This is a genomic window from Pokkaliibacter plantistimulans, assembly GCF_003194385.1.
Taxonomy (GTDB): domain Bacteria; phylum Pseudomonadota; class Gammaproteobacteria; order Pseudomonadales; family Balneatricaceae; genus Pokkaliibacter; species Pokkaliibacter plantistimulans.
In genome coordinates, this window is sequence record NZ_LAPT01000104.1 from 1 (window position 1) to 13032 (window position 13032).

A 13032-nucleotide genomic window follows, 5' to 3' on the forward strand; every position below is an offset into this window, starting at 1 on the left:
CGCTTTTTCGCCTGTTTCTTGTGCCCTATGGGTATTTCCCTGTCTCGGCTGCCTCGATAACGTTTTTCAACAGCCTGCTAAAGCGTTTCTTTGCTGCGGGCTATCTTTTTTTTCGCTATTTCCTATGCTGGTGAGCGTGTTGCAATAGCTCTCCAGACTCACTGGTCAAAAGGAAAAGTGAATGAAGCTCTACTACAAACCCGGCGCCTGTTCTCTCAGCCCCCATATCGTTGCCCATGAACTGGGGCTCGATATCGAAGCCGAGCAGGTTGACCTGATGAAGAAAGTCACCGCCAGCGGTGCAGACTATCTGCAGATCAATCCCAAGGGCCAGGTACCGGCGCTGGTGCTCGACAACGGTGAGCTGCTGACTGAAGGCCCGGCCATCGTGCAGTATCTGGCCGATCAGGCCGGTAAGCTGATTCCTGCTGCTGGCACTTTGGCCCGCTACCACATGATTGAAGCTCTGAACTATATCTCGACCGAGCTGCACAAAGGCTTCACACCGCTGTTTGCGGCGTTGTTTGGCAAGCGTGAAGAAGGTGTGGGTGAGCAGGTGTGTCGTGATCGTCTGAAACAGAACCTGGCCCTGACCAACCAGAAGCTGAGTCAGCAGGACTATTTTTGCGGATCTGAGTTCAGTGTTGCTGATGCTTACCTGTTCACCGTGCTGAACTGGGCTAAGTACGTCAGGATCGATATTGCTGATTACCCGGCACTACCTGCCTATCTGGCCCGGATCGCCGAGCGTCCTGGCGTGCAGGCTGCCCTTAAAGCAGAAGGCCTGCTTGGTTAAGGAAGCAGAAGTGTGATTGGACAGGCTCTGACAGAGTCTGTCCTGCTGACAGACAGGCGAATGCTCAGTGAAGCTCGGTATGGGGAAAGCTGTAGTCGGACCACAGTGCCGCCATTTCTCCATCACTCAGATATGCCTTGACCGGCCCCAGACGGTAGAGGGTAACCACCAGCTCGGGCACCGGCGCAACAGGTTTGCGTGCCAGTGGCATGTGCTCATCGCGGATGCAGTCCAGATCGCGCTCGAACATCTCGGCGTATAACGGTTCCAGTTCGAACCAGATGGTCTCCTGCGATTTAGGCAGCAGGAAAAAGGTATGCAATTCCTCGGTGCTTAGCAGCAGCCGCTGTTGTGACCAGTCTTCGCTGTGACACTGCACATCGACCACCAGCGGTTCAAGCAGGGGGGAAGGGCTAGCTCTATTCATTGGCACAGGCTTCAAGGACGTCAGGCAGCATGCCCGTCGGTAATGAACGGAAACATACTGCGCTTCCCACTTGCGTGCAAGGTCTGTGCGGTATTGCTGCATAGCCATCGCAAACATTTACAGACGGCCGTCACTGTCCTCTTTGGCAAACACGCCCTTCACATCAAAGAACACATGGTTGGTCTTGCCAAACTGCCTGATACCTGCTGCTCCCAGCTCGGCAAACTGACGGTGCCCAACCGCCAGAATCAGCGCGTCATAGTGGGCTGATGGTGGCTGGCTGACCAGTCTGACGCCGTATTCCTGACAGGCTTCATCACTGTCGGCCCAGGGGTCATGGACATCCACCTCGATTCCCAGCTCCTGTAGTTCATGGATCACGTCGATCACCCGCGAGTTGCGCAGGTCAGGGCAGTTTTCCTTGAAGGTGAGGCCAAGTACCAGAGCGCGTGAGTGATTGACCAGAATCGACTTTTTCAGCATCTGCCTGATGACGCGGATGGCAACATAGCTGCCCATGGAATCATTAATGCGTCGCCCGGCCAGAATCACTTCGGGGTGATAGCCGATAGCCTGGGCTTTATGGGTCAGATAGTAGGGGTCAACACCGATGCAGTGGCCGCCGACCAGACCGGGGGTGAAGGGCAGGAAGTTCCACTTGGTGCCGGCCGCGGCCAGCACTTCCTGCGTATCAATACCCAGACGGTGAAAGATGATCGCCAGCTCGTTGATCAGCGCTATGTTCAGGTCGCGCTGGGTGTTCTCAATCACCTTGGCCGCTTCAGCGACACGGATGGACGGCGCCAGATGGGTACCGGCAGAGACAACGCGCCGGTACATACCATCAATCAGCGCCGCGGCTTCGGGTGTTGAACCTGAGGTGACTTTGGTGATGGTTTCCAGCCGCCGCTGTTTGTCGCCGGGATTGATCCGTTCCGGGCTGTAGCCGGCGTAGAAGTCCTGATTGAAGCGCAGCCCTGAGCCCTGTTCCAGAATGGGCACGCAAACTTCTTCCGTTGCTCCCGGATAGACGGTGGATTCGTAAATCACCAGATTGCCCGGCGCCAGTACCTGCGCCACGCTGGCACTGGCTTTGCGCAGGGGTGTGAGGTCGGGCTGTTTGTATTCATCGACGGGGGTCGGCACCGTGATGATGTAGGTATCGCAGTCACGCAGCTGCTCAAGATCGCAGCTGAAGCTCAACTGGCTGGCTTGCTGCAGTTCCTCTGCGCTGACTTCCTGTGTCAGGTCTATGCCCTGTTGCAGTTGCGCTATGCGCTGCGGATTAATATCAAAACCCACCACCGGCAACTGCCGTCCGAAGGCCACAGCCAGAGGCAGGCCAACATAACCTAGACCGATGATGGCAATGCGCTGGGGAGGGTTGGGAGACATGCGGACATCCTTAGCTAACTCGGGAAAATGGGCTGTCGATTAATATCTGTCGGGCTTGCCAATATCAACCGCCGGGAGGCTGCAGGCGGTGCAGATCAAGGCGCTGGCGCTCATCGAACAGCAGGTGCCGACAGGCCGACAACGCCAGCATGATACCCACACTGGTACAGACTGCCAGCAACAGCATGATCATCAGCTGATACTTGACGGCCTCCATGGGGGCGGCACCGGCCAGTATCTGGCCGGTCATCATCCCCGGCAGGCTGATCACTCCGGCACTGACCAGCATGTTGAAGGTGGGGCGTAGTGCGGCCTCTAGACTTTGCCGGTACAGCGGCTGAATCACCTCCGCGGCCGTCATGCCCAATGCCAGCCGCCATTCCAGTTGCGCCTGCTGCTGCCAGACCTGACGGTTGAAGTGATCCATGCCCATACTGACTCCCGTCAGGCAGTTGCCCAGCAGCATACCCAAAAGTGGCAGGAAATAGCGCGGACTGTACCAGGGATCCGTTTGCAGCAGTGCCACCACAACCAGCATTGTCATGCTCAGTGCTGCGATACCCATACTCATTAGTGCCAGGCCATAGCGCCACGCAGCCTGCAATGGCACCGCCTGTCGGCGGCCAGCCTCCAGCGTGGCTGCGCCCAGCATGATCACGCTCATCAGCGCCACCCAGCCCCAGTGCTGACGGGTGAAAATAAAGCTGAGCCAGACACCCATCAGCAGCAGTTGCAGCCCGCAACGCAGAGCGCTGCCGTACAGCTGTCGGGTCAGTGCCGGGTGGTGCAGGGTCAGCAGGCCGCCGCAGGCGATGACCAGCAGGGCGCACAGCCCCAGATCGGTATAGCTGAGATGAATCATGCCGCTACTCTCAGGGTAATGATGTGCTGACACAGCCGCTGCAATTGCTGCGGGTCATGGCTGATCCATAGTGCGGCAGCCTGATGTTGTTGCAGGTAATCCTGCACGTGTCGTTCCACACGTTCGACATTGACCGCGTCCAGACTGGCGGTCGGCTCGTCGAGCAGCAGCACGCGGGGTTGATTCTGCAGCAGGCGCAGCAGGGCCAGACGCTGCTTTTCACCGGTCGACAGCTGCAGCAAGGGCTGGTGCCAGATACTGTCCGGCAACCCCAGAATGCCCAGCGGTGGCTGCTGGTTGAAGTGTTCGGCAACCTGATTTCCCCACCAGTGTACCTGTGCAGGCAGATAACCTATCTGCTGGCGCCAGTGGGCCGGAGCGATATCCTGCTGTGCCTTACCGTCCAGCCAGAGGTGACCACGATGCGGCAGCAGATCGGCCACTGCCTTGAACAGCTGGCTCTTGCCGATCCCGGATGGACCCGCCAGACCAATAAGCTCACCACCGTGCAGGCTGAGTGATAAAGCAGGGCTGTTGGCCGTAGCGACATCTTCAATGCGTAACAGAGGGGCGGTCATCGGTGGCACGGGCTCCAGGCCGGAAGGGGCATGAGCGGGGATTAGATCACAGGAAGCAGGGCAGGGATAAGCCTGATGATGCAGAACAGGGTGGCGAGCTGCCGCGTATCAACCGGCGATATAGAAAAGTGCTCTGGCTGAGAGGTCTGTGGTTGCCTGTTACACGTTTCTAGCAGGGTAACCACAGCTCAACGCATGCCCCACCCTGCGCAGGGTTGTAGTGGTGCAGCTGGCCACGGCGCTGTTGATGCTGGTGCTGATCCAGCGCGGCGGCGGCAAACTTCAGCCCCAGCCCGGTGCTGTATTGTGTCGCAGGCATAGTAGGATCGGCAGGGCTGGCAAAGCCCGCACCGTCATCCTCGATGCGAATCACGTTATAGCCGTCTGCCATTGTGCTGCTGATCACTATCTGGCTACGAGCATGGTCCAGAGCATTGAACAGCACCGTGCTGATGGCCAGTTCCAGTAAGGTGGCGTCAAACCACAGCACCAGCTGTTCATCGATGTGGAGTGCCAGTTGCAGCTGCTTGCTGTGGGCAATGGCAGTAAAGTGCAGCAACAGATCATCAATAAAATCGTGCAGCCCATGGCTGTCGAGCTGCAGGGGATAGCTGCTGCTTTTCAGATTGTAGAGGTGCAGCATGCGCACCAGATCGTGATTGAGTTTGCGTACATCCTGCTCCATGGCCAGCAATTCTGACGCCGCCTGAGGGTGGCTGGATTGCAGTTGTTCGATGGCTTGTAGTTGTTCAATCGTTTGCAGCAGATGCACCAGACGATTCTTGCTTTCATGTACGGTGCTGGCCAGCAACAGGCCGATGTCAATCTTTCCGGGCATGGTTTGGCACTCGTTTCAATGGCCGGTCAGGGCTGACAGGCCTGATAGCGGCTGCGCAAGGTGTCTGTGGCGATGCCCTTGAAGTCGTTGTCGAGGGTGTTCAGTGATTCCTCGACCTGATTAAGGGTGGCTTTGGGCAGCGTCTGCCCGGCCTCCAGCTGTTGCAGCACGGCCTCGATAAAGCCCAGATAGTTGTCGGCACAGCGATAGACTGAATGGTTGGCCAGCACAATGGCGCGCTTGAAGCCCTGTTCGCTGGTAGTCCAGTCCTTGTTCAGTGCGGCCACCTTGCCCAGCTCCATCTGCCGTAATACTGCTTTGGGGGATTTGGCGATGGCGGCCAGCAGGATGTCCTCCGCACCGCGATAGTCACCCTGTACCGTCAGCGTTTTGGCCATCCAGTCGTCGGCCTTGACGAAGTACTGGTTGTCCAGCATCAGCTTCTGCAGGTATTCCACTGCCTTGTCGTAGTCATGCATATAAAAACAGGCACGGGCCAGACCAAACAGGGCCCAGGGCATATGGCGGTCTTTCAGCTGCGCGGCATAGAAACGGCGGGCATCGTCGTAATACTCCAGCTCCAGCATCAGCGTGCCTTTGATGCGCAGTAACTTGCCTGCCAGCTGAGGCTTGCTGTCCAGCAGCTCTTCAGTCAGTTGCAGGGCGCTGGCCCAGTCCTGGCGGTCGAGCAGGACATTAACCTCCCGCATCTGCTCCTTCTGCTGCAGCATGCGGTCGATACGACGGCGTAGTTCTGCGCGGGTGAAGGGCTTGGAGATATAGCCGTCAGGCTGATATTCCAGCGCGCCCATGACCATTTCCGGCGAGGTTTCGGCGGTGATCATGATAAACGCGGCTGTGTGGGGAATAAGACGATTGTGGCGGGCTTCCTCAAGGATTTGCTGGCCATCCTTGCCGCGACCCAGGTTGTAGTCCGACAGAATCAGATCGTAATGACGGGTGCGCAGGTACTCCATGGCCGCATTGGCGGACATGGCGACATCAATCTTGCTCGCCCCGGCTTCCTTCAATGTGTCGCGGACCATGGAGCGGGCTTCTACCAGATCGTCGATGACCAGAAAGCGTTTTTTGCTGTAGTCAATCAAGGGCACGCTTGCTTCATTCCTACCTGGACCACCCTCCGTCGGAGGCCATGCTGGTTACGAACTCAGAACGTAAACACGCTCCTGACGGAGGCGGGTTGATCTCATCCTGGCTCGGACTGTCTTCAGGGAGAATAGCAGAAATAAACCTGTTGCAAAGAATCACGCCAGGCCTGATTTCTCAGGCTGAAAGCACGATAAAAGTGCGATAAATGCTACCGCACGACAGGTCAGAAACGTTCTGCACAGCCTGTATGGTTTAACCGTGCCGCTAATGGCTATACGCATCTGCGCGATAAAAAGAAATGATCATTACTCTTTGTTGGAAATGCCATTGTGGAAAATGCTAATTCTTGTGTGAGAAATAGGAGTTATGTATAGCGAGAAATTGGTTTCTTTAATTAGCTGTCCTGATGATGTATGAAACATGGTGGTATCAGCTGTTGTGGTTTCGGTCCTGATACTGCCTGTTTACTGCTTCTTATTCTTCGTTGGTTTTTCTAAATATATGTTTTTAATGACTTTATTTTATTTTGTACAGCATAGATCCGTGACGGTTACTTTATATTTGAAATTAGTTAATAAAATCAAGGCATTGTGATGGCGTAAAAAGGTGACTAAATCACGACGAAGTATTTTTGAACGGTGTGCTTGAAAAAAACGGAGGGCATTACTTAACTTCTAGCTAATAGTGATTGATACGGTGGCGTATTTATTCGGTTTTATTTGAATGGGCGACCACTATCAGGGGCTGACCATGGAGCTGCTGTGCTTTTTCGTTGACCAACATCGTTATGCTCTGGAGCTTCAGCACGTCTATCGCGTTTTTCCTGCCGTTAGTGTATCGCCCCTGCCTGATGGGCCGGGCATCTTGCAGGGTGTTGTCAATGTGCATGGCCAGGCTATCGGCGTGGTGCGTTTACGCGAGCGTCTGGGCTTGCCAGCGCGAGCTTTGTCTGTCAGTGACAAGCTGATCTGGGTACGGAGCAATGAGCTGGATCTGCTGTTGCCGGTCGATGACATTGACGATGTGCATCTGCTGAGCCAGCCCAAACTGGCGGAGACCCACGATTTTCCGGCGTTACCTGCACTGGTAAAGGGGGTAGTTATCCTGCACGACGGTCTGATGTTTATTCAGGACCTAGCCAGATTGTTGAGCCTGCAGGAGCAGCGGGAGGCACGTGATGCGCTCGCAGCCATCTAACGCTGCGGCAGAGCCTCTGCTGAACGATACGCTGTTGAGCGGTTGCCAGGAGGCCATTGCCCTGCGCTGGGGGTTGCAGTTTGGCAGCGAACGGCGGAGTGATCTGCTGCGTCATCTGCATCAGGCGGCGGCGCGTCTGGGTGATACTGAGCCGCTGATGCTGGCGCGCAGTCTGATGGCCAATCAGCTGACCCCTGCACAACAGCGGGCGCTCTGTGCCAGCCTGACCGTTGGCGAGACCTACTTCCTGCGTGATCGACCCTTCCTGCAACACCTTACGGAGCACTTCCTGAGGCCGCTGATTGCCGAGCGTCGTCTTACGGGGCAGCGGCATCTGAAGGTATGGAGTGCAGGCTGTGCCAGTGGCGAAGAAGCCTACACCCTGGCCATTCTGCTGGATCAGCTGCTGCCGGACTTTGCCGACTGGCAGGTGCAGATTCTCGCGACAGACATCAACCCGGATGCGCTGGCCAAAGCGCGTCGTGGCTGTTACAGCACATGGTCATTTCGTAGCGCAGAGCCGCAATGGCGACAGCACTACTTTGATCCGTGCGACGGCCAGCAATGGCAAATCAAGCCCTACCTGCGCCAGCGGGTCAGCTTTCAGCCGTTGAATCTGGCCGACGAAGTGTTGTCAGTGACGCCACCCTGTGGTGATGCTGAGTCGCCTGCCATGGTGCCGTCACCCGCAGAGACGATCAGGGATGTTGACCTGATCCTGTGCCGCCATGTGCTGATGTACTTTGTGCCGACACTGGGTCAGGCGGCGCTGCGGCGTCTGCATCGCTGCCTGTCTGCCGATGGGGCGGTCGTGCTGGCTGCCGTGGAGAACACCCCCAGTCAGGTATTTGGTCTGGACGTCAGCCTGTGGCCGGGGGCGCAGTGCGTCTACCAGCAAGCCCGTTGTCGTGAACAGAATGCGATGCCGCCAGTGCTGCCCGCAGGTGATATACCAGCGTCTGAGCCGGTTGCTATGCCGATTGCTGCGCCGCTTATGCCGGTCTATAGCCCCGCTGCCTCACTGCATCCGCTACTGGCGGCTGAGCAGTCAGCGAGCACTTTGGCCTCCGTCAATCTGCCAACGCAGAGCGTAGCGAGCAATGCAGACCTTGTTCAGCCTCCACCGGACCAGCCTGATGCGGATCAGGGCGAGGCGATAGAGCTGACCCGTGCCAGGACACTGGCCGATCAGGGCGACTATGCCCAGGCTGAACGCTTGTTACACCAGCAGTTGCACCAGCAGCCGACGGATGTGGAGGCACACTGGCTGCTGGTCATGATCCTGCTGCAACAGGAGCGCTGGCCTGCGTTACAGCAGCAGCTACGCAAGGTGCTGTATCTGTCACCGCTGCAACCGATGGTGCATTACCACTGCGCCCAGCTGGCGCGCCGTCAGCAGCAGACGGAGCTGTCGCAGCGACATCTGCTGCAATGTCGGCGGCTGCTGGCACGTTTGCCTGCTGATCAGGTGCTGTGGGGGAGTGATGGCCTGAGTGTGCGGGATCTGCAGCAACTGCTGGGGCATCATTCGGATAACAGGGAGGCTTCATGAGCACAACGACAGGTGAGGAACACTGGCTGGTACTGCGTCAGCGTCTGGATCAGCTGAGCCGGATGCAAGAGACAGCGGATCCGGATGCCGTGCTGGCGCAACGGGCCAGACAGCTGGCTGCACCATTGCAGGACGAAGAGCAGGTCGCCAGGGTGGCGTTGCTGGTGTTCGAGTTGAGTGGTGAGCGTTATGCCCTGTCCCCCTACCGGGTTGTTGAGGTAGTACCTCTGCGGCAGCTTACCCCTGTGCCCTGCACGCCCGGCTACATCCTCGGGGTGGTGGCTGTGCGCGGGCGGCTGGTATCGGTGCTGGATTTGCGCCAGTTCTTTGAGCTGCCGCTACGCAGTCTGTCGGAGCGCAACAGCGTGATTCTGCTCAGTGACGGACGCATGGAGTTTGGTCTGCTGTGCGACACCCTCTGTGGTACGCAGGAGCTGCCGCTGGAACAGATTCTTCCCCCGCTCAGACATCGTCATGACAGCCGGGAAGGGTATTTGCTTGGGGTGACTGCCGAGCACTGGGCGATTCTGGATGCCGAGGTGCTGCTGGGTGACCCGCGTCTGGTGGTCAATCAACAGGTTTAAGGAACAGACAATGATGACGGCCTACCGCAATCTCCGTATTCGCAACAAATTGCTGGTGTCTTTTCTGCTGCTGGCAGTGCTTTTTTGTCTGTCTCAACTGTTCAACTATCAGCAGTTTCAGCGTCTGCAACAGGGGCAGCAGCAGCTCATTGACGAGCAGGTGCAGGTGCTGATGCAAATGAAAGATGTGCAGCTGCAGGCTAACAGCATCAGGGCTTTGCTGCTGGGACGTATCGTTCGCGCCGGGCAGAGTGGTGGTGCCAGTGACGAATTGATCAAACAGCAGCTGGAAGATCAGGTCGCGGCCTTGCAGAAACTGATGCAGGACAGTGCCGACAGTAACGATATCGCCGGGTTGGTGCAGAGCCTGTATCAGGTGTGGGGCGATTATGCGGCCAATATTCTGCAGGAAGAGTTGCCATTGCTGAATCAGGGCAAGTTTGACGCAGTCCGCGAGCAGAGCATCGGCATACAGGCCCAGCGTATCAGCCGTATTCGTGAACTGGGGGATCAGATTACCCAGATCAAACAGCAACAGGTGCAGCAGCAACTGCAGCTGGCCGCTCAGCAGCTGGATGAGCTGCGTGCTGAAATTCTCGCTTTCTTTGTACTGGTACTGCTGATCATTGCCCTGGTGATCGCCGTGACTTCACGCTCCATTGCCCGACCACTGGAGCATCTGACTGGTTGGGCACGGCAGATCGCCAGCGGCGAGCTGGTCACCGATGTGCAATTTGAACGCCGTGATGACGAGGTAGGGCGGTTGTCGGACGCCTTTCAGCAGATGAGCGGATATCTGCGCAGCCTGGCACAGTCGTCTGAGCGCATTGCCCGCGGCGACCTGACACTGGAAGTGGTGCCGCAATCCGAGCGCGATGTGCTGGGCAATGCCTTTGCCCGTATGGTGGCCAATTTGCGCGAGCTGCTGCAGGAGCTGCAGGAAGGGATCGGTGTACTGGCTACAGCCAGTCAGGAAATTCTGGCCTCCACCGCTCAGGTTGCCAGTGGTGCCCAGCAGACCGCTATTGCCATCACCGAGATCACCACCACCGTTGAAGAGGTCAGACAGACTGCCAACACTGCCACCGAGAAGGCGCGCCACGTCAGTGACAGTGCCCAGCGTACGCTGCAGGTCTCGAAGGATGGTAAGGCAGCCATCGACGCAACGATGGAAGGAATGACCCAGATTCGCGAGCAGATGCACTCCGTAGCGCAAAGTATTGTGCGCCTGAGTGAACAGGCACAGGCCATCGGTGAAGTGGTAGCGACCGTGAATGAGCTGGCCGAACAATCCAACCTGCTGGGGGTGAATGCTTCCATTGAGGCCACCCGGTCAGGGGAACAGGGCCGTGGCTTCTCCGTGGTTGCACAGGAGGTGAAAAATCTGGCGGTGCAGTCCAAGCAGGCGACCGGGCAGGTTCGCACCATTCTCAACGATGTACAGAAGGCGCTGAACCAGGCGGTACTGCAGGCCGAGCAGAGCAGCAAGGCGGTGGACAGTGGTCATCGTCAGGCACAGTCCAGCGCGGTTGCCATCAACACGCTGGCCTACAGCATTGAAGAGTCATCCGGCGCCGCCCTGCAGATTGCCGCATCCAGCCAGCAGCAGATGGTCGGCATGGACCAGATGGTGGTGGCCATGGAAAGCATCAAGCAGGCCAGTCAGGAGAATGTGGAAGGCACCAAGCAGACGGAAGCCGCTGCCCGCAATCTGCATCAGCTCGGACAGAAGATGAAGGGACGGGTTGCGCAGTTCCAGATTTGATGCAGACCGCACCGCGAATTAGCTCAGCAAAGGAGAATACTGTGGAGCGATTGGAGCATCTGACCACCAGAAGTAAGTTGCTGCTGTCCTTTGGCGTCGTGTTTCTGCTGTTACTGGCGGTGTCCTGGTCGTCAGCTCGCAGCCTGCAGCAGCTGCAGTCTGCCCAGCAGCGGTTGTACGACACCTATGTCGCCCAGCTACTGTCGCTGAAGAACATTCGTATCAACCTCAACAGCAACCGTGCGGACATTCTGCAACTGCTGATGAGTAACGGCATCAGCAACGACGAGAAAATTCAGCAACGCATGTATCAGCGCGGTCAGGATGATGAAAGTGCCATGCAGCAGCTGATTACCAACAATGTTGCCAGGCCGCAGATGCTGGCCGTGCTGAATCGGATGGTGGACGTGCGCCATCAGTATCAGGCTGTTCGTGAGCGTCAGTTGCAGGCCATTCGCAGTGGCGACAGCCAGGCGCTGGAGCAGGCGCAGACACTGGCGGTGGAGGAACAGGCGCAGCGGGTGGAGCAACTGAGATCACTGGCTGATCAGGCCAGTCAGCTGATCGAGCAGAATGTGGCGTTGTTGCAGCAGCAGAGCAGCGACACCCTGCAGCGGCAGGAATCGCTGCTACTGGGCACTGCGGTGCTGGCAGCGTTGCTGATCATTGCGCTGGTAATCTGGCTCAACCGTCAGTTGGCACTGCCGCTGGCGGCCTTGACTCAATGGGCACAACGTATCGCCCAGGGCGAATTGCTGCAGAGCACAGCGGTCAGTCAACGCCGTGATGAGGTAGGGCAACTGAGTCGGGCTTTTTATCAGATGGGCAGCTATCTGAGCGCATTGGCCTCGCAGGCCGAGCGGATTGCTGGCGGCGAATTGGAGCTGGCTGCCAAGCCGGTTTCAGAGCGTGATCTGCTGGGCAGTGCGTTTGCCGGTATGACCCGCTATTTAGCCGCCTTGTCCGGTTCGGCTGCGCAGATTGCCGGCGGTGATCTGACCGTAGTGATTGCCCCACGCTCGGAGCGGGATGTTTTGGGAACCGCATTTGCGGCCATGGTTGGTAATCTGCGTGAACTAGTGCAGCAGCTACGTAGCGGTATTGATGTGCTGGCCGATGCCAGTCAGGAAATTCTGTCGATGACGGCACAGGTGGCTGCCAGTGCGCAGGAGACGTCTGTTTCCGTTAATGAAATCAGTACCACCGTAGAGGAAGTAAAGCAGACAGCCGGCCAGGCATCGGAGCGGGCGCGAACGATGACGGCGGCGGCGCAGCAGGCCGCACAGGTGGGGCAGCAGGGCAAGCAGGCGGTGGAAGTGACGCTGGAGCGGATGCAGCAGATTCGTGAGCAGATGCAGGACGTGGCGGACAGCATCGTGCAGCTGAGTGAGCGTAGTCAGGCTATTGGCGAGGTGGTCACCACGGTCAATGGGCTGGCGGAACAGTCCAATCTGCTGGGCGTTAATGCCTCCATCGAAGCGGCCAAGGCGGGCGAGGTAGGGCGTGGTTTCAGCGTGGTCGCGCAAGAGGTCAAGCTGCTGGCGGAGCAGTCCAAACAGGCGACCAGTCAGGCACGGGCACTGCTGGGTGAGACTCAGAAAGCGGTCAATAGGGCGGTGATGACAGCAGAGCAAAGCAGCAAGGCGGTAGATAAGGGGTATCAGCAAGCCAGCTTGTCCGGAGGCGCTATTCAGCAGCTGCTGGAAAGCTTACAGGGCTCGTCCGCTGCTTCACTACAGATTGCTGCGGCCAGCCAGCAGCAGGTACAGGGCATGGATCAGGTGGTGATTGCCATGACCAACATTCGTAAGGCCAGTGAGGACAATGTGGCTGGCACCCGTCAGGCTGAACAGGCAGCCCTCAATCTGCATGAGCTGGGGCGTAAACTGATGAGCCAGATGGCCTCGTTCAAGGTCTGAGGGTGAAGG

General features: G+C 57.7%; 12 protein-coding genes. 6 read left to right on the forward strand and 6 right to left on the reverse strand.

Going from position 1 to position 13032, the window contains the following annotated elements; all coding sequences use genetic code 11:
• The first annotated feature begins 181 nt into the window (after positions 1 to 181).
• On the forward strand, positions 182 to 796 hold the full coding sequence (gene gstA, locus WH50_RS19760) for a glutathione transferase GstA (protein WP_110189002.1): 615 nt from the start codon (positions 182 to 184) through the stop codon (positions 794 to 796).
• Positions 797 to 860: 64 nt separating this feature from the next.
• Here gstA and WH50_RS19765 read toward each other — a convergent pair whose 3' ends face one another.
• The 6 genes from WH50_RS19765 to WH50_RS19790 all read right to left on the reverse strand — a co-directional run bounded on the left by WH50_RS19765 (position 861) and on the right by WH50_RS19790 (position 6008).
• On the reverse strand, positions 861 to 1223 hold the full coding sequence (locus WH50_RS19765) for a hypothetical protein (protein WP_133251380.1): 363 nt from the start codon (positions 1221 to 1223) through the stop codon (positions 861 to 863).
• Between the two features lie 117 nt (positions 1224 to 1340).
• Entirely contained in the window at positions 1341 to 2618 is a 1278-nt protein-coding gene (gene tviB / locus WH50_RS19770) for a Vi polysaccharide biosynthesis UDP-N-acetylglucosamine C-6 dehydrogenase TviB (protein ID WP_110189004.1), read from the reverse strand.
• Positions 2619 to 2682: 64 nt separating this feature from the next.
• Entirely contained in the window at positions 2683 to 3480 is a 798-nt protein-coding gene (locus WH50_RS19775) for an ABC transporter permease (protein ID WP_110189005.1), read from the reverse strand.
• A complete protein-coding gene (locus WH50_RS19780) occupies positions 3477 to 4058 on the reverse strand; it encodes an ABC transporter ATP-binding protein (RefSeq protein WP_110189006.1) in 582 nt (193 codons plus the stop codon). Before WH50_RS19780 ends, WH50_RS19775 begins: the two co-directional genes overlap by 4 nt.
• A gap of 169 nt (positions 4059 to 4227) precedes the next feature.
• The gene (locus WH50_RS19785) at positions 4228 to 4896 is read right to left on the reverse strand and encodes a sensor histidine kinase (protein ID WP_110189007.1); all 669 of its coding nucleotides are present in this window, start codon (positions 4894 to 4896) and stop codon (positions 4228 to 4230) included.
• A gap of 26 nt (positions 4897 to 4922) precedes the next feature.
• Positions 4923 to 6008, reverse strand: a complete 1086-nt coding sequence (locus WH50_RS19790) for a response regulator (RefSeq protein WP_133251381.1) — start codon at positions 6006 to 6008, stop codon at positions 4923 to 4925.
• A gap of 721 nt (positions 6009 to 6729) precedes the next feature.
• On the opposite strand from WH50_RS19790, the gene WH50_RS19795 reads away from it, so the two are divergent.
• The 5 genes from WH50_RS19795 to WH50_RS19815 are packed head-to-tail and all read left to right on the forward strand — an operon-like array spanning position 6730 to position 13023.
• A complete protein-coding gene (locus WH50_RS19795) occupies positions 6730 to 7203 on the forward strand; it encodes a chemotaxis protein CheW (RefSeq protein ID WP_110189009.1) in 474 nt (157 codons plus the stop codon).
• Positions 7184 to 8755, forward strand: a complete 1572-nt coding sequence (locus tag WH50_RS19800; RefSeq protein ID WP_110189010.1) for a CheR family methyltransferase — start codon at positions 7184 to 7186, stop codon at positions 8753 to 8755. Before WH50_RS19795 ends, WH50_RS19800 begins: the two co-directional genes overlap by 20 nt.
• Positions 8752 to 9339, forward strand: a complete 588-nt coding sequence (locus WH50_RS19805) for a chemotaxis protein CheW (protein ID WP_110189011.1) — start codon at positions 8752 to 8754, stop codon at positions 9337 to 9339. Before WH50_RS19800 ends, WH50_RS19805 begins: the two co-directional genes overlap by 4 nt.
• Positions 9340 to 9349: 10 nt before the next feature.
• Complete coding sequence (locus tag WH50_RS19810) at positions 9350 to 11104, forward strand: methyl-accepting chemotaxis protein (protein ID WP_165838492.1); 1755 nt, start codon at positions 9350 to 9352, stop codon at positions 11102 to 11104.
• A 41-nt stretch (positions 11105 to 11145) separates the two neighbouring features.
• Positions 11146 to 13023, forward strand: a complete 1878-nt coding sequence (locus WH50_RS19815; RefSeq protein WP_207780404.1) for a HAMP domain-containing methyl-accepting chemotaxis protein — start codon at positions 11146 to 11148, stop codon at positions 13021 to 13023.
• Positions 13024 to 13032 lie beyond the last annotated feature (9 nt).

Bases quoted from the DNA above. Each gene is read 5' to 3' on its own strand.
- gstA (WP_110189002.1), top strand. From the start codon at position 182: ATGAAGCTCTACTACAAACCCGGCGCCTGTTCTCTCAGCCCCCATATC.
- WH50_RS19765 (WP_133251380.1), bottom strand. From the start codon at position 1,223: ATGAATAGAGCTAGCCCTTCCCCCCTGCTTGAACCGCTGGTGGTCGAT.
- tviB (WP_110189004.1), bottom strand. From the start codon at position 2,618: ATGTCTCCCAACCCTCCCCAGCGCATTGCCATCATCGGTCTAGGTTAT.
- WH50_RS19775 (WP_110189005.1), bottom strand. From the start codon at position 3,480: ATGATTCATCTCAGCTATACCGATCTGGGGCTGTGCGCCCTGCTGGTC.
- WH50_RS19780 (WP_110189006.1), bottom strand. From the start codon at position 4,058: ATGACCGCCCCTCTGTTACGCATTGAAGATGTCGCTACGGCCAACAGC.
- WH50_RS19785 (WP_110189007.1), bottom strand. From the start codon at position 4,896: ATGCCCGGAAAGATTGACATCGGCCTGTTGCTGGCCAGCACCGTACAT.
- WH50_RS19795 (WP_110189009.1), top strand. From the start codon at position 6,730: ATGGGCGACCACTATCAGGGGCTGACCATGGAGCTGCTGTGCTTTTTC.
- WH50_RS19800 (WP_110189010.1), top strand. From the start codon at position 7,184: ATGCGCTCGCAGCCATCTAACGCTGCGGCAGAGCCTCTGCTGAACGAT.
- WH50_RS19805 (WP_110189011.1), top strand. From the start codon at position 8,752: ATGAGCACAACGACAGGTGAGGAACACTGGCTGGTACTGCGTCAGCGT.
- WH50_RS19810 (WP_165838492.1), top strand. From the start codon at position 9,350: ATGATGACGGCCTACCGCAATCTCCGTATTCGCAACAAATTGCTGGTG.